This window comes from Pseudoduganella sp., from assembly GCF_041914865.1.
Taxonomy (GTDB): domain Bacteria; phylum Pseudomonadota; class Gammaproteobacteria; order Burkholderiales; family Burkholderiaceae_D; genus Rugamonas.
Genome location: NZ_JAYSCO010000086.1, coordinates 1 through 18,109 on the forward strand (window position 1 = coordinate 1; position 18,109 = coordinate 18,109).

12 protein-coding genes, 1 tRNA gene and 1 pseudogene are annotated in these 18,109 nt (G+C 65.5%); 6 read left to right on the plus strand and 8 right to left on the minus strand.

Annotated features, from left to right (window positions below):
- Nucleotides 1–95 precede the first annotated feature (95 nt).
- The 4 genes from ACE3TQ_RS25290 to ACE3TQ_RS25305 form a co-directional block, all read right to left on the minus strand.
- Entirely contained in the window at nt 96–2,252 is a 2,157-nt protein-coding gene (locus tag ACE3TQ_RS25290; RefSeq protein ID WP_374586244.1) for an NHL repeat-containing protein, read from the minus strand.
- A gap of 210 nt (nt 2,253–2,462) precedes the next feature.
- The gene (locus ACE3TQ_RS25295; RefSeq protein WP_374586246.1) at nt 2,463–4,709 is read right to left on the minus strand and encodes a carboxy terminal-processing peptidase; all 2,247 of its coding nucleotides are present in this window, start codon (nt 4,707–4,709) and stop codon (nt 2,463–2,465) included.
- A gap of 486 nt (nt 4,710–5,195) precedes the next feature.
- Entirely contained in the window at nt 5,196–5,705 is a 510-nt protein-coding gene (locus tag ACE3TQ_RS25300; RefSeq protein ID WP_374586248.1) for a hypothetical protein, read from the minus strand.
- Nucleotides 5,706–6,257: a thymidine kinase gene (locus ACE3TQ_RS25305; protein ID WP_374586250.1), complete on the minus strand. Its 552-nt coding sequence runs from the start codon at nt 6,255–6,257 to the stop codon at nt 5,706–5,708.
- Nucleotides 6,258–6,396: 139 nt separating this feature from the next.
- On the opposite strand from ACE3TQ_RS25305, the gene ACE3TQ_RS25310 reads away from it, so the two are divergent.
- The 3 genes from ACE3TQ_RS25310 to ACE3TQ_RS25320 are packed head-to-tail and all read left to right on the plus strand — an operon-like array spanning nt 6,397 to nt 10,296.
- Nucleotides 6,397–7,773 (plus strand): pyridoxal-phosphate dependent enzyme, encoded by a 1,377-nt coding sequence (locus ACE3TQ_RS25310; RefSeq protein WP_374586252.1) that lies wholly within the window; start codon nt 6,397–6,399, stop codon nt 7,771–7,773.
- Nucleotides 7,770–8,960: a PLP-dependent aspartate aminotransferase family protein gene (locus ACE3TQ_RS25315; RefSeq protein WP_374586254.1), complete on the plus strand. Its 1,191-nt coding sequence runs from the start codon at nt 7,770–7,772 to the stop codon at nt 8,958–8,960. The genes ACE3TQ_RS25310 and ACE3TQ_RS25315 overlap by 4 nt, the downstream gene beginning before the upstream one ends.
- A gap of 28 nt (nt 8,961–8,988) precedes the next feature.
- Complete coding sequence (locus ACE3TQ_RS25320) at nt 8,989–10,296, plus strand: peptidylprolyl isomerase (protein WP_374586256.1); 1,308 nt, start codon at nt 8,989–8,991, stop codon at nt 10,294–10,296.
- Here ACE3TQ_RS25320 and ACE3TQ_RS25325 read toward each other — a convergent pair.
- From ACE3TQ_RS25325 to ACE3TQ_RS25335, 3 genes are all read right to left on the minus strand, one after another.
- Nucleotides 10,293–11,609 (minus strand): hypothetical protein, encoded by a 1,317-nt coding sequence (locus tag ACE3TQ_RS25325; protein WP_374586259.1) that lies wholly within the window; start codon nt 11,607–11,609, stop codon nt 10,293–10,295. The two genes, ACE3TQ_RS25320 and ACE3TQ_RS25325, sit on opposite strands and share 4 nt — an antisense overlap.
- Nucleotides 11,610–11,692: 83 nt before the next feature.
- Nucleotides 11,693–13,906 (minus strand): penicillin acylase family protein, encoded by a 2,214-nt coding sequence (locus ACE3TQ_RS25330; protein ID WP_374586261.1) that lies wholly within the window; start codon nt 13,904–13,906, stop codon nt 11,693–11,695.
- A 3-nt stretch (nt 13,907–13,909) separates the two neighbouring features.
- The gene (locus tag ACE3TQ_RS25335; protein WP_374586263.1) at nt 13,910–14,770 is read right to left on the minus strand and encodes a hypothetical protein; all 861 of its coding nucleotides are present in this window, start codon (nt 14,768–14,770) and stop codon (nt 13,910–13,912) included.
- A 126-nt stretch (nt 14,771–14,896) separates the two neighbouring features.
- Between ACE3TQ_RS25335 and ACE3TQ_RS25340 the strand changes: the two genes are divergently transcribed.
- Nucleotides 14,897–14,983 (plus strand) — tRNA-Leu (locus ACE3TQ_RS25340).
- Between the two features lie 18 nt (nt 14,984–15,001).
- Here the strand turns inward: ACE3TQ_RS25340 and ACE3TQ_RS25345 are convergent.
- Nucleotides 15,002–15,238: a hypothetical protein gene (locus ACE3TQ_RS25345; protein WP_374586264.1), complete on the minus strand. Its 237-nt coding sequence runs from the start codon at nt 15,236–15,238 to the stop codon at nt 15,002–15,004.
- Nucleotides 15,239–15,638: 400 nt separating this feature from the next.
- Between ACE3TQ_RS25345 and ACE3TQ_RS25350 the strand changes: the two genes are divergently transcribed.
- A complete protein-coding gene (locus ACE3TQ_RS25350) occupies nt 15,639–17,282 on the plus strand; it encodes an ABC transporter permease (protein WP_374586266.1) in 1,644 nt (547 codons plus the stop codon).
- 3 nt (nt 17,283–17,285) lie between these two features.
- Nucleotides 17,286–18,023: pseudogene (locus ACE3TQ_RS25355) on the plus strand (ABC transporter ATP-binding protein); the annotation flags it as partial.
- Nucleotides 18,024–18,109: the final 86 nt, after the last annotated feature.

Here is an 18,109-nt window from a genome sequence, read left to right on the forward strand (position 1 = left end):
ACCAAACTGTCCACTTCGGGGCCCGGAAGAACGGTGGACATTTCCTCGAGAAATGTCCACCTTTCTTCCTGACCCCGAAGTGGACATTTTTGGGGTTAGTCGATGGTGAGGGGGAGGTCGCGGCCGGTGGGGGCGGTGTTGCCGGCGAAGTCGGCGGCGTGGATGCGCAGGGTGTAGTCGCCCGGGGCGAGGTCGCTCACTTTCCATCTGCCGGGCTTGACCTCGCCATGCGCGAGCTGGCTGTGCAGGCTGTACGTGAAGCGGGTGGCTTTGCTGCCGTAGACCGTGATGCCGCTGTCGGCGGAATACACCACTTTCACGGCTTCCCGTTGCTTCGGCAGCTGGTCGTAGGTCTGGGTGATGCGTACTTTCTCGTAACCCGGCACCGGCGTGCCGTCCGCCTGCAGGAGCTGGTAGCCGAGCTGGTACAGCCCGAGCCGGCGTCGCGCCAGGTTGCCGTCCATCTGGTCGAAGGCGTCCACCACCACGCTCACCTCGCCCAGCGCGCGCGGGATATGCAGGCGTTGGCCTTTCTTGGCCGGCAGGCGTTTGTCCTGCGGGTCGTAAATGGCGATGCCCTGGATCTGCGGGTTGACCGTGTCGCGCAGGCCGGGGAACGGCAGCGCCAGCGGGTTGACCACAAGGCCACGGTCGTACAGGTCGAGGTGGACATGGGCCATCTGGTTCACCACGCCCAACTGGTTGCCCACATAAAAGCGCGTGCCGCGCCGTACCCGCACGCGCTCGGGCTTGCCTTTGTCGTCCAGCAGCAGCTCGAAACGTTCGTCCAGCGGCCGGTTCTTGCGGTCGCGGCCGACTTTCATGTGGATGTAGCTCGTCGTGCCGAGGTTGATGCCCTCCGAGACCGTGCCAAAAGCCCAGTTGGGCAGCGGGTCGCTGACCTTGGCCTTTTCCACCACATGCACCGAGCTGCCGACGTCGGCCTGCACGTCGAGCCCTGCGTGGAAGTGATGGCGGCTGTCGCCGTCGTAGCTTCCCCTCACCTCGCCCATCAGGCCCACCACTTCATGCGGCTGGTTTTGCGGCAGCACGGGCCACGGCATCTGGCCCTGGCGGCGTTGCTCCATCAGTGCCGAACCGGTTGGGGCGAGGGTCGCGGCGACGGCGCTGAAGGGGGCCGGCGCGACGGCCGGCCTGCTGGCCGGCGCCGCGCTGGCAGCCGGGACGATGCGGTGCAGGCGCTGGGCGGGCGCATCGGCCACCAGCAGGCCGCCGTCCTTGGCGAGGGCGAGGCCGCGCGGTCCGTAGACCTGCATGCTGCCGTCGGTTCCGATGGCGGGGTCGGCGGGATGGGCGGCGTCGGGCAGCGTGGCCACCACGCCATCGGGCGCCAGCTGCAGTACGCGGCCGCGCGCGCCGGCTGCGATGTAGACATAGCCGTCGTGCGTGACCGCCAGCGCCATCGGGCGCCGCAGCAGCGGTTCCTTCTCCAGTTCCGGCGCGACTGCCAGGGTCGTCACCGACCCATCGGCGCCGATGCGGCGCACTGCGTCATTGCGCGAGTCGGCGATGTAGACGCCGTCCTTGCCCACCGCAATGCCGCACGGCGTATCGAACTGGGCCACATCCCAGGTGCCGTCGACGAAACCCGGGCGGCCGGTGCCGGCCAGCGTGGTCACCGTGCCATCGGGTGCGATGCGGCGGATCCGGTCGTTATAGGTGTCGGCCACGTATACCATGCCGTCGCGGTCGACCGCCACGCCAACCGGGCCGTTGAAACGGGCTTCGGCGCCCTGCCCGTCCGCAAAGCCGGCCACGCCGCTGCCGGCCAGTGTAATCACACTACCGTCGGGGGCAATCTTGCGGATCGCGTGGTTGCCGGTATCGGCCACGTAGACGTTGCCCTGGGCATCCACCGCTATCCCGGACGGGGTGTTGAAGGAGGCTGCCACGCCCGCGCCATTACGGAAGCCTTCCGCGCCGCCGGCCAGCACGCGCCTGCTGCCATCGGGCGCCAGGACGGAAATCACGTTGGCGTCGCCGCCTTGGGAAAAGTAGATATTGCCCTGGGCGTCCAGCGCTACCCCGTAAGGGTCGAGCAGTTCGCTGTCCAGCAGCGTTTCCAGCCTAGCCGGCCAGGCCCGTTCGGTCGGCGCCGGGCCGCGTTTGACGATGGACGGCAGCCGCGTTGCCGCCCCGGGAACGCTGGCCGAGTAGTAGTAATAACCGCCGGCACCGGCAATCGCCAGGGCCGCAGCCGCAATGGAAGTCAGTTTGAGAGAGGTATGCACGGACAGGATTCTACCGCCTGGCGCGCGAAAGCGTAGTCCGTCGCCGGATGGCGGGAGGCGGGCCGGACCCCGGGCAAAAAAAAACCCGCTCGGGGGAGCGGGTTGAATCTATTTCCTTGGAGGAGAATAGAGGAGACAGGCGTAGTATGCTGCAGCGCGGTATATCCGTCTACTTTATTGTAGGAATACTAGATATAAGCGCCAGCAATATCACTTGTCCGCTACATACGGCAGCACGCGGCTAGCCAGGCGCGTATCGGTGCGCAGGATACCCACCTCGTCGGCCAGGATGTGCACCGCCTCATTCAGCAGCACGTCCTTGGCATTCTTGGCCGCCTTTTCGGCATCCAGTTCCGCCGCCAGCGAACGCTCGTCGGCCTGCAAGCCGTCGTCGGTGCGGATCGCGCCGCGTACCTGGTTGGCCTGGCGCTGCGCCGCACGCGGATTGGCCGGTTTGGCCGAAATCGCCTTGTTCAGCGCTTCTTTCGGATCCGGCACCAGGATAGGATCATCCGGCGATGGACCGGCCGCCAGGCGCGCCTCGCGGATGCGGGCACGCGCCTCCTGCTGGTCGCGCTCCTTGCGGCGCACGGTTTCGTTGAGCGATACCAGGTTGTCCTTGCGCTGCTTCTTCACATAGGCGATATCGTCCAGCAGGTACTGGTAGTCCTTGTCCTTGGCCACGCGCGCCTCGTGCTTCTTATCCAGCACGCTCACGATTTCCTTCAGGTCGCCCGCCGGGATGTAGATGGCCGGCTTGATCTGGGTGTATGGCAAGGCGTTATCGTAGCTCGACTCGCCGAAGCTCTCGGCATCGCTGGTGGAGGCCAGCTTGATGTCCGGCGTCACGCCGCGCAGCTGGGTGGTACCGCCATTGATGCGGAAGAACTGGGCAATGGTCATCTTCAGCTCGCCGTAACGCAGCTTGGAACTCAGGCCCGAACGCTCCGGATTGACCAGGGTTTGCACCGTACCCTTGCCGAAGCTGGCCTCGCCGATCACCAGGCCGCGACCGTAGTCCTGCAGCGCCGCTGCGAAGATCTCCGACGCCGAGGCCGAGCTGCGGTTGATCAGCACGCCCACCGGACCGTCCCAGACCAGGCCAGGCACGCCGTCCGACTCCACTTCCACATGGCCGGAAGCGCTGCGCTGCTGCACCACCGGGCCACGGTCGATGAACAGGCCGGTCAGCTCCACCGCCTCGGTCAGCGAACCGCCGCCGTTGTTGCGCAGGTCGATCAGGACGTTGTCCACCTTGTCCTTCTTCAGCTCCTGCAGCAGGCGGGCCACGTCGCGCGTGGCGCTCTTGTAGTCCTTGTCGCCCTTGCGGCGCGCATCCCAGTCCTGGTAGAAGGTCGGCAGCGAAATCACGCCGATACGGCGTTTGACGGCGCCATCCTTCACTTCCATGATGGTTTTCTTGGCCGACTGTTCTTCCATGCTGATTTTCTTGCGCACCAGCGACACCACGAAAGGCTTGGCGTCCGGCCCGGCTTCGCCCGACAGCACCTGCAGCTTCACGGTGGAGTCTTTCGGGCCGCGGATCTGCTGCACCACGTCGTCGATACGCCAGCCCAGCACGTCGGTGAACTTGTCGGAATCGGCTTGCGCCACGCCGATAATGCGGTCGCCCACTTTCAGCTTGTTGGACAGGCCGGCCGGGCTGCCCGGCACGATTTCGCGGATCACGGTGTACTCGTCGCGGTTCTGCAGCACGGCGCCGATGCCTTCCAGCGACAGGCGCATGGCGATGTCGAAGTTCTCGGCAGCGCGCGGGCCCAGGTAGTTGGTGTGCGGCTCGATCGACATGGCGTAAGCGTTCATGAAGATCTGGAACACGTCTTCGCTGTTCAGCTTGCGCGCGCGGGCCACGTAGTTCTCATAGCGCTTGTCCAGCGTTTCGCGGATCGCCTTGTCTTCCTTGCCGGCCAGCTTCAGGCGCAGCCAGTCGTTCTTCACACGCTTGCGCCACAGGTCTTTCACTTCGGCGTCGTTCTTCGGCCAGTCGGCCTTTTCGCGGTCGATGGTGAAGCTCTCGTCCACGGAGAAGTCGAACTTGCCCTTCAACAGTTCGCGCGCATAGGCGAAGCGCTCATTGAAGCGCTGCTGGTACAGGTTGTAGATGGCGAACGGCGCCTGCAGGTTCTCGTTGCTGATCGCATCATCCATGCGGGTCTTCTCTTTTTCGAAGAAGTCCACATCGGCCTGGGTGAAGAACAGTTTCTCGCCATCGAGCGATTTGAAATAGCGGTCGAAGATCTTCTCCGACATCGCATCGTCCAGTGGCATCGCCTTGTAATGGTAGCGCGACAGCATGTGGCTGGCCCACAGGGCGGCCTGGGTTTGCTGCGCAGCAGGCTTGACGGGGACGTCTGCTGCCTTGTCCGCCTGGGCGGCACCGGCGTAAGCGGTGATCAGTGCCAGGGAAATGGTGGCCAACAGGGTGTGCTTCTTCATCGGCTTGCTCCGAACGTAGTGATTCTTAAAGAATAGTGCTGATCCCATTCTACAGGAAGGACTTCCTTCTGGAGAGGGGGGTAGCAGCGAGTGTGCTACCCCTGACTTAAGCCTGCCTGAAGCCTGCTTAAAGCTGCAAGATCGACACTAACTCATTGAATTTATTGACAAACTTATTGTAGTGGCTCGTTATTCCCACCGGGAAACGTGGTATCACGTCGGCCCTTTTAAAATAAGGCTAAGGCGCCAGGACGCGCACAACGCCCCGGTGCGCAAAGCATCGGGCATCGCCGCGCGCGCGGCGCCCAGGTGGCGATGTCAGCACCGCCGGCGACGAGCAGCCGGCCGGCATCGACCAAGTGAACCAGGCCATCCGGCGGATGGCTCAGGTGACGCAGCAGAACGCCGCGCTGGTCGAGGAAGCAGCGGCGGCATCGGCCGCCATGCAGGATCAGGCCGAGGCGCTGGTGCGCGCCGTGCGCACCTTCAAACTGCCGGCCAGTGCAGCGCCTGCAGTTCCGGGTAGCGCATCCACGCGTACAACGCTGCGCCTGCAATAAGCAGCAAAGGCCAGGAGCGCACGGCCAGCTTCCAGTCCGCCGCCGAGGGCCAGCAGGCCAGGAACTGTGGCGCCAGCAGGAAAGCCAGGCCGGCGTCGAGGGGCGTGAAATGCCATCCGGGCGGCGTGCGCAGCACGGCCACCCAACACGGCAGCAGCACCAGGGCCAGCGGCGCCAGCGCCGTTGGCGCCGCGTTGTACCAGCGCGCATTGGCCAGTTTCACTTCGCCCAGCGTCCAGCCCCTGGCCGCGCGGCGCGGGACGATGGAGAGCGACGCCGGCCGCGCCAGCGTCACCAGCCCGACCAGGAAATGCGCCAGCTCGTGGCACAGCGTGCCGGGCAGGCGAAGGATGAGGAAGATGCTGTAGCGCTGCGACAGCACCCAGATGGCCGCCGCCAGTGCCAGCGACGGCGCCAGGTAAAAGGCCTTATCCAATCAGCCCGTGTAGAAGCAGCGGCCGCAGGCCTGGCGATAGGCTTCGTTGCCGCCGATGCTGATCTGCTCACCCTCGCGGATACGTTCGCCCTTTTCATCCACGCGGATATTCATCGTGGCCTTCTTGCCACAGGTGCAGATATTCTTGATCTCTTCGATATCGTCGGCCAGGGCCAGCAGGTAGGCCGAGCCGGGGAACGGCTCGCCGCGGAAGTCGCTGCGCAGGCCGTAGCAAATCACCGGCACGCCCTTGACCTGGGCCAGCTGGTGCAGCTGCTTCACCTGCTCCGAGGACAGGAACTGGGCTTCGTCCACCAGCACGCAGGCCACCTTCTGCATGTCTTCCAGGAAGTTGGTGCGGGCATCGAACAGCTCCACCTCGCGCTGCGGCCCCAGGCGCGAGGTCACCTTGCCCACGCCGTAACGGTCGTCGATGGCGGCCGTGAACAGGCGCACGATCAGGCCCTGTTCTTCATAATTGTGGGCGACCTGCAGCATGGAGGTCGATTTGCCTGCGTTCATCGCAGAATAACGGAAGTAGAGTTTTGCCACAGTGAAATATCAATGAAAAGTCGCTGCGGGATTATACTGCTCCTGCCAGCATGCGCAATCCGCATAAGCTAGTGCAAAGAAATTCCTTCTTCGTTCAAACAGTGCGCCCCACAATGCGCGCTTTTCGCAAGGAGAGAGCATGCAGAACGACCGTCCTGCAGCGTTGTTTAGCCTGATCGGCAATACACCGCTGGCCGAAGTCACCCGCCTGGACACCGGCCCGTGCCGGCTGTTCCTCAAGCTGGAATCGCAAAACCCCGGCGGCTCGATCAAAGACCGCATCGGCCTGTCCATCATTGAAGCGGCCGAACGCGACGGCCGCCTCAAGCCGGGCGGCACCATCGTCGAGGCCACCGCCGGCAATACCGGCCTGGGGCTGGCCCTGGTCGGCGCCATCAAAGGCTATAAAGTGCTGCTGGTGGTGCCGGACAAGATGGCCAACGAGAAAATCCTGCACCTGAAGGCGCTGGGCGCCGACGTGCGCATGACGCGCTCCGACGTCGGCAAAGGCCACCCGGAGTATTACCAGGACTACGCGGCGCGCCTGGCCAGCGAAATCCCGGGCGCCTTCTTCGCCGACCAGTTCAACAACCAGGCCAACCCGCTGGCGCATGAAACCACCACCGGCCCCGAAATCTGGGAGCAGATGGCGCGCGAGGTGGACGCGATTGTGGTGGGCGTGGGTTCGTCCGGCACCCTCACCGGCCTGTCGCGCTACTTCCAGAAGGTGGCGCCGCACGTCGAATTCATCCTGGCCGACCCGAAAGGCTCGATCCTGAAGGAATACGTGGACACTGGCGTGGTGTCCGAAACCAGCGGTTCCTGGGCGGTGGAAGGCATCGGCGAGGACTTCATCCCGGCCATTGCCAATATGGACGCGATTGCCAAGGCCTACACCATCACCGACCAGGAAAGCTTCGACAGTTCGCGCGCCCTGCTGCGCGCCGAAGGTATCCTGGCCGGCTCCTCGACCGGCACCCTGCTGGCGGCGGCGCTGAAGTACTGCCGCGAGCAGACCACGCCGAAACGCGTGGTGACCTTTGTCTGCGACACCGGCACCCGCTACCTGTCCAAGGTCTACAACGACAGCTGGATGTTCGACCAGGGCCTGCTCAAACGCCAGAAGCTGGGCGACCTGCGCGACCTGATCGGCCGCCTGTACGAGAACGGCGACGTGATCAGCGTCTCCCCTGCCGACACGCTGCTGGTGGCGTTCAACCGCATGCGCGCGGCCGACCTGGCCCAGCTGCCGGTGATCGCGGACGGCAAGCTGGTGGGCATCATCGACGAATCGGACATCCTGTTCCGCGTCGAAAGCGATGCCGCCCAGTTCAAGGGCGAGGTGGGCAGCACCATGACCACCCGCATCGAAACCCTGTCGCCGTCCGCCGGCATGCCGGCCCTTCGTGATACCCTCGACCGTGGCCTGACCGCCATCATCGCCGAAGGCGGCAAGTTCTACGGCCTGATTACCCGCTACGACTTACTCAACCACCTGCGCAGGACATTATCTTGAGCGAACAAAAGAACAAAGGCGGCTTCAAATCCGCCCTGGCGACGCGCGTGATCCACGCCGGCCAGCATCCCGACCCGACCACCGGCGCCATCATGCCGCCGATTTACGCCACTTCCACCTTCGTGCAGCAAAGCCCGGGCGTGCACAAGGGCCTGGACTACGGCCGCTCGCATAACCCGACGCGCTGGGCGCTGGAGCGCTGCGTGGCCGACCTGGAGGGCGGTGCGCAAGCGTTCGCCTTCGCCTCCGGCCTGGCCGCCATTTCCACCGTGCTGGAACTGCTGGACGCCGGCTCGCACATCGTGGCCGGCGACGATATGTACGGCGGCACCTTCCGCCTGTTCGAGCGCGTGCGGCGCCGCAGCGCCGGCCACGAATTCACCTACGTCGACCTGACCAACCCGGACAACCTGCTCGGTGCCCTGCGCCCGGAAACGCGCATGGTGTGGGTCGAGACGCCGACCAACCCGATGCTCAAGCTGGCCGACCTGGCGGCGATCGCGCGCATCTGCCGCGAGCGCGGCATCATCCTGGTGGCGGACAACACCTTCGCCAGCCCGATCGTGCAGCGCCCGCTGGAGCTGGGCTTCGACATCGTGGTGCACTCGGCCACCAAGTACCTGAACGGCCACTCCGACATCATCGGCGGCATCGCCGTGGTGGGCGGCGAGGAACGCCAGGCTGGCTGGCGCGAGCAGCTGGCCTTCCTGCAGAATTCCGTGGGCGCGATTGCCGGCCCGTTCGACAGCTTCCTCGCCCTGCGCGGCGTGAAAACGCTGGCGATCCGCATGGAGCGCCACTGCAAGAGCGCGCTGGAGCTGGCGCGCTGGCTGGAACGCGAGCCGAAGGTGAAAAAGGTGTTCTACCCGGGCCTGGAATCGCACCCGCAGCACGCGCTGGCCAAGGCGCAGATGGACGGCTTCGGCGGCATCATCTCGATCGACCTGGACACCGACCTGGCCGGCGCGCGCCGCTTCCTGGAGCGCTGCGAAGTGTTCGCGCTGGCGGAAAGCCTGGGCGGCGTGGAATCGCTGATCGAGCATCCTGCCCTGATGACCCACGCCTCCATTCCGGCCGCGCAGCGCGCCGCCCTGGGCATTGGCGATGGCCTGATCCGCCTGTCCGTCGGTATCGAAGATATCGAAGACTTGCGCCAGGACCTGCGCAATGCCCTTGACGCCATCTGACCGCCGTTGCAGCAACTGCGAGCGCCCCATGCGGGCGCTCGACCTGTCGGGCCACTACCAGCGACGGGTGGAGATAGACACCTGCGCCCATTGCTGCCTGGTGTGGTTCGACGACACCGAATCGGTGCGCCTGGCCGGGCCGGGCATCGCCGAACTGGTGCGCGAGATCCATGGCGCCATGCAGGCCGGCGGCGAGCACGCCCATGCGGTCTCGCTGGCGCGGGTGCAGGCCTGCCCGGTGTGCAAGGCCGCGCTGAAGCCGGTCACCGACATGACGCGTTTCGGCCGCACAGTCCACCTGCAGTGCCCGAACCGGCACGGCTACTACCAGACCTACATCCTGTACCTGGCCGAGAAGGGCTTTGTGCGCCCGCTGGCCTGGTCCGACATCCGCACCATGCTGGCCGAGGGCAAGGAAATCTTCTGCGCCAGCTGCGGCTGTCCCCTGCCCGCCCGGCCGCACGATGAATGCCCCGCCTGCCGCTCCGCCATCGGCATCATCGATCCTACCCGCCTGGCCAGCGCCATTGCCCCGCAAGCCGAGGCGCCCGCGTGGGCCGAGCCGCTGACGCCTGTCGCCGCCGTGCAGCAGCACAAATGCCACGCCTGCGGCGGCGCCGTCGACCTGACGCGCGACATCCATTGCCCGCACTGCCACGCCCCGGTACGGCGCACCGACACGGCCGATGCCGTGGCCGCCGCCAGCGCCGCCGTGGAAGCGGCCAACGCTCCGGAAGCACGCCAGGCCATGCAGCGCGCCAACCTGGCCGCGGCCCAATACGCCATGGTGGATTTCGCGCGCGAGCGGAGCGAGAACCGCCTGCAGACCATCGAGAAGAGGCTGGCCATCGGCCTGGTGCTGGGCGCCATCGTGCTCGGCCTGGTCGCCTGGCTGCGCCAGCCTTCGCAGCGCGAGGACTGGTCGCCGCGCGCGGCGCCGCTCATGGCCTACAGCGCGCAGTTCCGCCAGCCCGCCATGGAATGCGACCCGCAGGCGGCCGTGCGGCGCGAGGCGCGCGTGCGGCAGCTGGTGCTCAATCCCGGCGACGGCGGCCCTGGCCCGGCCTCGGCGACGCTGGGCGCCATGCGCGCGGCGCACACCCGCGCCATCGCCATGCGCCAGCAATGGGAAAGCAGCGGCGCCTACGAGCTGCTGGCGGACCCTGCCAGCAATCCCTTCGTCACGCCGCAAAGCGCGCCGGCCGGCATGTTCCGGCGCGGCGAGGCGGCCCCAGTGGTGGAGCGCGCGGCGTTCTGCCTGGCGCTGAACGAGATCAGCCCGCCCTTGCTGGCGGAAGACGGCTTCCACCTGATCCAGGTGGTGGAGGCGCGCTAGTCGCCCGGCCGGCGCGCAGGGTCGCTGATGTTGAAGACGCGCCGCACCAGGCTTTCCAGCGCCACGAACACGCCCTCTACGCCAAAGCCGGCGATAAACGACATGGCCGAGGTACTGAGCGTCCAGCTGCCCAGCAAACCGACTTCGCTGCCGGGCGCCACGCCGGACGGGTTGACGAACAGCGCGATGCAGGCGCCGATGGTGGCCCCCAGCGCCAGCTGCAGCAGCGCCAGCGTGTAGTCGCGCGGCGAGAGCAGGCTTTCGCGCATCTTGGCCCACAGCCCGCGCACCACGGCGGCGCCGGCGCCCAGCACCCCGTAGCACAGCGGCAGCAAGGCGGTGCCGACCACCAGGGTCACCACGCGCGCCTGCTCCTCCGTACCGCGCCGCATGAAGCGTTCGCGCTCGGCCGGGGTGGCGTGCGACGGCACGGCGCGCTCGTCGGCAACCTGGCCGAACAGGCCGGCCACCTTGGCGTAGAAGGTGCGCCACGGGATCAGCCAGTTACCCAGGTTCATGTGCACGGCGGCGAACTGCTCGGCCAGCAACTGGGCGCGGGTGCAGAGCTGGGCCTCTTCGGTATTGCGGTAGCGCGGCCGCCCCTGCGCATCGGCTTCGCTGCAAAAGCGCACCGGCGGCGCGGTGGCGCTGGCGGCCACCTTGATTTCCGCCTCCTCAATGGCTTTGGACAGCGTGGCGTGCTGCGCCTGCAGCGTATCGAGGTGCTGCAGCATGGCGTTGCCGCCGGTGACGTGCCAGGACATGGCGCAGGTCAGCACCAGCCCAAGCAGGAGCAGCACGACGATGCGGAACACGCGCCGGTTGAAGCGCTCGGCCGCCTTGACCAGGCCGGGGAAGGCGTAGCGCGCCAGGGTCAGGCGGGTCGGCTTGTCGGTGTGCGGCGGGCCGCTGGCCGCCGCCCCATCCGGTGCGCCGCGCCGCAGCAGCGCCGCGCGCAGCCAGTTGCGCCAGTCGCGCTGGTTCTCCTCCCCCACCACCAGCAGGGTGAAGGCGATGGTCAGGCCGGTGGCCGGGCGCGCCGCCGCATTCAGCTTGTCCTTCGCGCACAACAGGCGCACCGCCTGCGCCACGCGCTGCTCGTCGCTGTCGGGCGGCGTCAGGCCGATGGCGCACAGCTCGTCGATATGCGGCTCGCCGTCGTCGTGGTTGTGGAAGTTGTACAGGCTCTTGTCCCAGCGTCCGGAGATGTGGTCAAGCAGCAGGAAGACTTCATTCAGCTCGCGCACGAAGATGAAGTCTTCGATGCGCCGGCAGGCAGCGCCGCCGTTTTCGTCGGATGGTTTGGAAGACATGGCGCCTCCCCATGTGGCAGGTTGTCACTGCATTGTGCGCCTGCGGCGATGGGGAGGACTTTGCGTTATCTCAAACGCCAGGCTTATTCGCCGGGACGGTACTTGCGCTCCAGGTTCTTTTCGATGTCTTCCTTGTAGAACAGCACATCCTTGAACTCGCCGCGCGCGTACATCTCGGCCTGGTCGTTGAAGTGCGGCGAGGCCGGGTCGCCGCTCTGGCCGCCCGCCAGGATGCTCTTGGCGCGGATGCGCGGGCCGAACTCCACGGCCGCCACGAAGCTATTGCCGCGCTCGCCATAAATGCGCTTGGTGCGCTGCTGCGACGTCATGCCGTAGGCCGCCAGCGCGCCCCAGTTGCCGGAGGCGTAAGGCACCGGCAAGCTTGGCTTGCTGTCGTCGAACGGCTGCACGATATCGCCGGTCAGGCGCTGGAAGCGGTTGATTTCGCCCCACGGCGTCTTCCAGCTGCCGAAATCGGCGGCCAGCTTGTTGGAGGCGCGCACCAGCGCATCCAGGCGCTGTTTCGGCGTGACGCTGCTGGCCAGGTAGTCGAGCACCTGCACCTCCTTCTCTTTTGCCGCCGGCCCGTGCTGCTTGACCATCTCCTGCAGCCAGTAGATCGCCAGCGAGGTCGGCACCGAATTCACCGAGTAGCGCATGTCCCACTCGCGCAGCAGCGCCACCTGTTCGATCACGGCAGCCTTGGAAAGGTCGCTGGCCGGCGCCTCGTCGTAGGCGCGCACCAGCAGCGGCAGCAGCGGCTCGAAGGCGGTCAGCTGGCTGTCGTAGGCGGCCGCGATCAGGCTCTCGATGGTGAAGTCCTTCTTCCCTTGCAGCACGCGCACAGCGTGGATGCCGCGCGCGTTCTCCGGATTGACCGACATATAGGCCGGATAGTCCTGCGGCCGCGGGCTGTATGCGCCGGCCGCCGAGAATGGCCAGTTATTGGTGTTCTGGATCCAGCCGTTCTTCGGGTTGAACAGCTGGATGGTCTCGCGCACCGGGTGCAGGCCCTTCCAGTCGGTGGCCGGGTTGGCGCCGTCGACCGGCTTGGTGAAGTCGAAGCGCGTATCGCGCACCGGCATGAAATTGCCGTGGAAGTAGGCGATATTGCCGTCCGCATCCGCATACACGGTGTTGTTCGAGGAATTGGTGCGCAGCTCCATCGACTTGTAGAAGGCCGGGTAATTGCGCGCCTTGGTGCGGATGAAGGACTGCGTCAGCGCCTTCAGCGGCTCGTTCATCATCGCCACCGAAACCCACTTGCCGTCCTGCGCCCGCACCACCGGGCCGCGATGTGTGAAGTAGGCGGTGATGGTTTTCTCAGCCATGCTGCCATCGGCCGCCTTGTACGGCAGGCGCACATGTTCAGTGCGGAAGGCGCGCAGGTCCTTGCCGTACTGGTAGTGGAACTTGCCGTCCTTCTCCACCACGGTTTCCAGGTACTCGTCGATCACGTCGCCGCCACCGGACGTATGCATCCAGCCGACTCGGTCGTTGAAGCCCTGGTAGACGAAGAACTGGCCCCAGGTGACGGCGCCATACGCGTTCAGGCCTTCCTGGCTGACCACGTGGATCTCCGGGCGGAAGTAGAACGACGTGTGCGGATTGATCATCAGCAGCGCATGACCATTCTTGCTCAGGCCCGGCGCAATGGCAAAACCATTCGAGCCGCGCGGCTCCTGGTCCAGGTCACTGCCGCGCGCCGCCAGCGTGGGCGCCGGGCGCTTGCCGTAGAAGGCTTTCAGCTGCTCCAGGTTGACCGATTCGATATCGCCGCCGATGCTGCCTTCGCTGAAACTGAGCGCCATCCACGGCTCAAAGCGGGTCAGCAGGCGTGGCTGCACCTCCGGGTGCGTGTGCAGGTAGAAGTTCAGGCCATCTGCCCAGGCCACCATCAGGCGCTTGAGCCATTCCGGGCTGGCTTTGTACTGGCTCTTGAGCTGCTCCGGCGTGATGAACAGCTTCATGCGCAAGTCCTGGTACAGCGCCTTCTCGCCCTCCACTTCCGCCAGACGGCCCATGGCATTGATGAAATTCAGCTCGATGCGCTTGAAATCATCTTCCGCCTGGGCATACAGCATGCCGAACACCGCGTCGGCGTCGGTCTTGGCGTAAATATGCGGGATGCCCCACTTGTCGCGCATGATCGTCACCCGCTTGGCGATGGCCTGCAGGCGCGAGGCTTCAGCGGGACTGGGCTGGTTCGCCGCCTGCGGCGCGGCCACGGCCACGGGCGCCACGATAGCGGCGGAAGCGAGACAAAACGCGGCCAGTGCGGCACCTGGATAACGCATGGTTTACTGCTCCTCTACCAATTGGGCGATGCGCGCGCGCAGTTCGGCATTTTCAGCGCGCAGCGCGGCGTTCTTTTCCTTCAGCTGCGAGATTTCCAGGCGCAGCACCTCGGTCTCGGTCAATGGGGCCGGGTACTGGGACGCTTCGTGGCCGCCGCTGTGGCCCATATCAGGGTCTTCCTTCGGCACCTTCGGCGGACGGTTGGCGGCGCGCTGCTCGCGGATTTCGCGCGCGGCCTGCTGCAGGAATTTGCGGCCGCCGGCGACTGCCGTTTTCTGGTCTTCTTCCGGCAGCGAGGCCACGGTGGCGGCGGCGTTGATCGAAATGGTACCGGCGCGCACCGCCTCTACCAGTTCCGGCGTGGCACTGCGCGTGATCTTCTCGATCTGGCCCAGGGTATTGGCGCTCAGGCGCGCGGCGCGGGCGATATCCTCGCGCTTGGCTTTGGCCTTGGGCGGCGGCGCCGGCTCCTCGCTTTCCGGCTCGGGCGGCGCAATGGCGGCATCCTCCGCTTTGGCGCGCTCGATTTCGGCCTCCTGGCGCTTGGCCAGGATTTCCTGCTGGCGCAGGGCCAGCACGCCACGCTGGAAGTCCGACACGCTGCGGCGGCCCAGGTGGTTGTCGATCATCCACAGCATCACGTCCTCGATATTCTTGAAGCTCGTGTTCTGGGTGACCTTGAAGGGAATGCCGTGCTGCTGGCAGATCGAGTAGCGGTTATGACCGTCTACCAACACATCGTTCCACAGCACCAGGGCATCGCGGCAACCTTCGGCCAGCAGGCTGCGTTCCAGCGCGGTGCGTTCGGCCTCGGTCAAGGGTTCAATATAGTCCCGCAGGACATCGTTAATCTGAATTTGCATGCTGACTTTCCGGGAATTCTGCGACCAGCATGCTACAACATTCCACGGCGATTACAAGCATTGCCAAATTAGCCACGACTGGATGTTAACGAACAGTCATGTCATAATAGCGGGCTACGCCGTAGTGCCCCGGTGGTGAAATTGGTAGACACACCGGACTTAAAATCCGTTGGCCGCAAGGCCGTGCCGGTTCGATTCCGGCCCGGGGCACCAGGCACGCAGTGGCCGGAGCTACTTAATCTCGTACCTGACCAGCTTGAGTTGGATGGCAAACAGCACAACTGCAATGCCCAGGAACACCGCAATATCACTGCCGGTATCGACCTGGAAGAAGCGCCGGGCGGCGATTGCGGACAGCATATAGATCGGCACCAGGAAGTCGAAAAGCCGCATCTTGCGCCGCACGGCCACACCGCAATTCGAGCATTTCGACTCCTTTTTTGCGTAATGGTTCAGGCCTTCGAACATCGATATCGTGTTCTGCCGGCACTTTGGGCATCGATACATTGGCGGTCTTCCTGGTAGATGAGTTGATGACCGCAAGTCTAACCAAACCATGCGGGCAGAAAGCTCACACATTGTCAAATTTGCCAATCTTCGGCGAAAAATACGCAATTCCCTAAGTTGACGGGGTACGGTGGACGCGCCTACACTCCGCCCGTTTTCATTTTCTTTTTGGAGCCCCCTGTCATGGGCACTTGTTCGAGTCATAGTTGTCTTCCGGTTTATTCCGGTACCGCATAACGGCACGATCACGTCCCGGGCTCCCGCCCTACGTCATCCGCCGCTGCGGATGATGGTCACCCATCCCACACTCTGAGCTTCAAGCGCGCAAGATCGCGGGCCCGCATCCATTGCGGAGAGCCTGATGTTTGCTACTGTTACTTTGCGTCCCAACCGCTGGGACTGGGCGCTGCTGCCACTGCTATTGGCGGCCTTGCTGGCGGCTGCGTATGGCGCGGCGCAGATGGCGCTGCCCATCGCCAGCGCCCATGCGGCCACGATCAGCCTTGATCCGGCGGCGTTGCCGGGCTACCTGCTGCGCACCCTGTGGCGCATGTTCGCGGCGCTGGCCGCATCGCTGGTCTTCGCCATCCTGTTTGCCATGGCGGCCGCGCGCTACCAGCTGGCGCGCAAAGTGCTCCTGCCGGTGCTGGACGTGCTGCAATCGGTGCCAATCCTCGGCTTCCAGGCGGTGGCCGTGCTGCCGTTCATCGCCCTGTTCCCTGGCCGCCAGCTGGGATTGGAATGCGCGGCGATCTTTGCGATCTTCACTTCGCAGGCGTGGAATATGGCCTTCAGCCTGTACCGCTCGATGCGCACCTTGCCGGCCGAACTGGAAGAAGCGAGCGCCGTCTTCCGCCTGACCGGCTGGCAGCGTTTCTGGCGCCTGGAACTGCCCTTCGCCATGCCAAACCTGGTCTGGAACATGATGATGTCCATGTCCGGCGGCTGGTTCTTCCTGGTTGCTGCGGAAGCGATTTCCGTGGCGGGGCAGGATTTCAAACTGCCCGGCATCGGCTCGTACATCGCCACCGCGATCGATGCGGGCAATGCCAGCGCACTGGCCTGGGCGCTGGGCGCCATGTTCGCGGCTATTGTGCTGTACGACCAGCTGTTCTTCGCGCCGCTGCTGGCCTGGACTGGGGAGGCGGGCCGCCGTTCCTGGCTGCTCGACTGCCTGCGCCGCAGCCGCGTCTTGCGCCAGGCGGCTGGACACTTGCCGCGCCTGCTGGGAGCCATCCTGGCACGCTTGCCGGCACCTGGTGCAGCCGTACGGAAACGGCGCTGGCGGCTGCCCGCACGCGCTGCAGAGACGCTGCTGCTGGCAGGATGCGCCTGGGCCGCGTTCCGGCTGATTGCCTTTATCCATGGCGAGGCAGGCTGGCATGAAGTGGCGGGCGTGATGGAACTGGGCCTGGTCACGGCGCTGCGCGTGATGCTGCTCACCCTCCTCGCTTCGCTGCTTTGGGTGCCGGTCGCGGTCTGGATCGGCTTGCGTCCCGCCTTTGCGCAAAAGCTGCAGGCGGTGGCGCAGCTGCTGGCGGCGGTGCCGGTCAACCTGCTGTTTCCCGTGGCGGTGTACGCCATGCTGCATTACCGGCTGGACCCGGACATCTGGCTCAGCCCACTGATGGTCTTTGGTACGCAGTGGTACATCCTGTTCAACGTGGTGGCCGGCGCCTCCACCTTGCCCGGCGAGCTGCGGCTGGCGGCCGCCAACCTTGGCCTGCGCGGCTGGCTGAAATGGAAGCGGGTCTACCTGCCGGCCATCTTCCCCAGCTACGTTACCGGCGCCATGACGGCATGCGGCGGCAGCTGGAACGCCAGCATCGTGGCCGAGTATGTGAGCTGGGGCAAAACCACGCTGGTGGCGCACGGCCTTGGCAGCTATATCCGGCAGATGACGGACGCCGGCGATGGGCCGCGCCTGGCGCTGGGCATCAGCGTGATGTGCGTATTCGTGTTAGCAATCAACCGCTTCGTTTGGAGCCGTTTGTATCGGGAGTAAAAGATGAAGAAAGAAATCCTGGTCGACCTCAAAGGCGTCGGCAAGTCCTTCCACCGCACGGTCCTCGATAATGTCGACTTCACCCTGCATGAGGGGGAGATCGTCGCGCTGCTGGGGGAATCCGGCTGCGGCAAATCGACCCTGCTGCGTATTGTGGCGGGACTGGTGGCGCCCGACCGTGGCGTGGCCTCATTTCGCGGCAAACCCCTCGCTGACCCGGCGCCGGGCATCGCCATGGTGTTCCAGTCTTTCGCGCTGTTTCCCTGGCTGAACGTGCGGCAAAACGTTGAGCTGGGGTTGGAGGCGCAAGGCCTGCCGCCGGCGGAACGCAGCCGGCGCAGCGCTGCCATGCTTGAGATGATGGGCCTGGCCGGCTGCCACGCCGCCATGCCCGGCGAACTGTCGGGCGGCATGCGCCAGCGCGTCGGCATCGCCCGCGCCCTGGCCGTCAATCCGGAGGTGCTGCTGCTGGACGAAGCGTTTTCCGCGCTGGACGTGATCACCAGCGCCCGCCTGCGCGGCGACATCCTCGGGCTGTGGGACGAGGCGCGCATCGCCGCGCGCGCCATGCTGGTGGTGTCGCACAACATCGAGGAAGCGCTGGCAATGGCCGACCGCATTCTCGTGATGTCGGCCGATGGCGGGCGTATCCGGGCCGACATCCGTATCGACCTGCCGCGCCCGCGCGACCCGCACAGCGCCACCATGCGTCACCTGGCCAGCCAGGTGTATGGCCAGATGGCCCAGCCTTGTTAGTTGCTATACTAGCGCATTGACGCCCTCCCCGCCCTAAAGGGCGGGGATTCCTGCAGCCAGCGTCGCACGTC

What these genes read in the sequence shown, in the direction of transcription:
- ACE3TQ_RS25295 (WP_374586246.1), bottom strand. Translation starts at nt 4,709, where the DNA reads ATGAAGAAGCACACCCTGTTGGCCACCATTTCCCTGGCACTGATCACC.
- ACE3TQ_RS25310 (WP_374586252.1), top strand. Translation starts at nt 6,397, where the DNA reads ATGCAGAACGACCGTCCTGCAGCGTTGTTTAGCCTGATCGGCAATACA.
- ACE3TQ_RS25320 (WP_374586256.1), top strand. Translation starts at nt 8,989, where the DNA reads ATGCGGGCGCTCGACCTGTCGGGCCACTACCAGCGACGGGTGGAGATA.
- ACE3TQ_RS25325 (WP_374586259.1), bottom strand. Translation starts at nt 11,609, where the DNA reads ATGTCTTCCAAACCATCCGACGAAAACGGCGGCGCTGCCTGCCGGCGC.
- ACE3TQ_RS25330 (WP_374586261.1), bottom strand. Translation starts at nt 13,906, where the DNA reads ATGCGTTATCCAGGTGCCGCACTGGCCGCGTTTTGTCTCGCTTCCGCC.
- ACE3TQ_RS25335 (WP_374586263.1), bottom strand. Translation starts at nt 14,770, where the DNA reads ATGCAAATTCAGATTAACGATGTCCTGCGGGACTATATTGAACCCTTG.
- ACE3TQ_RS25345 (WP_374586264.1), bottom strand. Translation starts at nt 15,238, where the DNA reads ATGTTCGAAGGCCTGAACCATTACGCAAAAAAGGAGTCGAAATGCTCG.
- ACE3TQ_RS25350 (WP_374586266.1), top strand. Translation starts at nt 15,639, where the DNA reads ATGTTTGCTACTGTTACTTTGCGTCCCAACCGCTGGGACTGGGCGCTG.